Origin of the sequence: Bacteroides sp. 41_26, from assembly GCF_949740115.1 — a bacterium.
Classification (GTDB): domain Bacteria; phylum Bacteroidota; class Bacteroidia; order Bacteroidales; family Bacteroidaceae; genus Bacteroides; species Bacteroides nordii.
Genome location: NZ_CATJGZ010000003.1, coordinates 1 through 1,266, shown reverse-complemented (window position 1 = coordinate 1,266; position 1,266 = coordinate 1). Strand labels below are relative to the sequence as shown.

The window sequence follows — 1,266 nt, the reverse complement described above, 5'->3', positions numbered from 1 at the left end:
TTATAAAAGAAAATTGGCAATTATTTAAAACTGAATCAAGACCAATCGACTTTTTAGGATATAGATTTTATAGAGGATATACTACTTTAAGGAGAAGCAACTTTTTGCGTATTAAAAGAAGAGCAAAAAGAATCTCTAAAAAAGATGAATTAAATTTCAAAGACGCTTCCGCTATGCTTAGCTATAGTGGTTGGCTGAAACATTGTGATTCATTTAATTATCAACAAAAGTACATTAAACCATATATTGATTACAAAAAATGTAAGGAGGTTGTAAGAAATGAAAACAAAAAGTACAATAGCTCCCGAAAAATTCAAAATAGGTGATAGAAAGGGCAACTTAATAGAGGTTGCTTTTTTTGATGATGTAAAGGAGATTCAAGAGGAAGAATCAACTCAGTATGAATATAGTGTTTATACTATCAAAACCATCTATAGAGAAGATTTAGAGAGTTATATAAATGGTAATTATGAAGACTATTTAGCACTAGCTAAGGAAACTGATTATCAGTTAGAAGCTAGTAAAGTTAGAGAAAAAAGAAATGAGCTCTTGGCTGATAGTGATAAGTTTTTATTACTTGATAGACTAGGAATATCTTTACCTAGTGAAATTACAGCAACTACACTATTATCTTCTATTAAAGATTTCTTTGATAATTTAAAAGAAGTATTAAATGGTGATTGGGCTGAATATAGGCAAAAGTTAAGAGATTTGACTAAACAAGAGGGATTTCCTTATAATGTTGAATTTCCTGAAAAGCCTGAGGAATAGTGAGGGAGGATAATTATGAATATTATAGGTGCAATTAAAGTAGGCTTAACAGCCTTTATTACTTGGATTGGTTGGTTAGTTGGAGGATATGATACTATGATGGTGACATTATTACTATTTATGTGTGCTGATTATATATCAGGTATCTTATGTGGTATATCTAATAAAGAGTTATCAAGTGAAGTAGGATTCAAAGGAATTGCTAAAAAGATTATGATTCTTTTATTAGTAGGAGCAACTAATTTACTGGGACAAGCTACAGGTATTGAGGGATTACGATATATTGTTATCTCTTTTTATTTAGCTAATGAGGGTATCTCTATTATAGAAAATGCTTCTATACTAGGATTGCCAGTACCACAAAAGATTAAAGATGTGCTAGAACAACTAAAAAATACATCAAACGAAAAATAAATAATTGATAAGAAAGAGGGCTAGAGATAGCTCTCTTTTTTATATAAATTTTTTTCATTGAAAAGGAGGAATAGAAATGGA

The 1,266-nt window shown here is 29.6% G+C and carries 2 protein-coding genes and 1 pseudogene; all 3 read left to right on the top strand.

Features of this window, described 5'->3' with window-relative positions; translation table 11 throughout:
* Positions 1–326 (top strand): annotated as a pseudogene (locus tag QX565_RS00030) (hypothetical protein); the annotation flags it as partial.
* Positions 280–771, top strand: a complete 492-nt coding sequence (locus QX565_RS00025; RefSeq protein WP_289290482.1) for a phage tail assembly chaperone — start codon at positions 280–282, stop codon at positions 769–771. The pseudogene QX565_RS00030 and the gene QX565_RS00025, both read left to right, overlap by 47 nt.
* A 15-nt stretch (positions 772–786) precedes the next feature.
* Positions 787–1,185: a phage holin family protein gene (locus QX565_RS00020; protein ID WP_289290480.1), complete on the top strand. Its 399-nt coding sequence runs from the start codon at positions 787–789 to the stop codon at positions 1,183–1,185.
* Positions 1,186–1,266 lie beyond the last annotated feature (81 nt).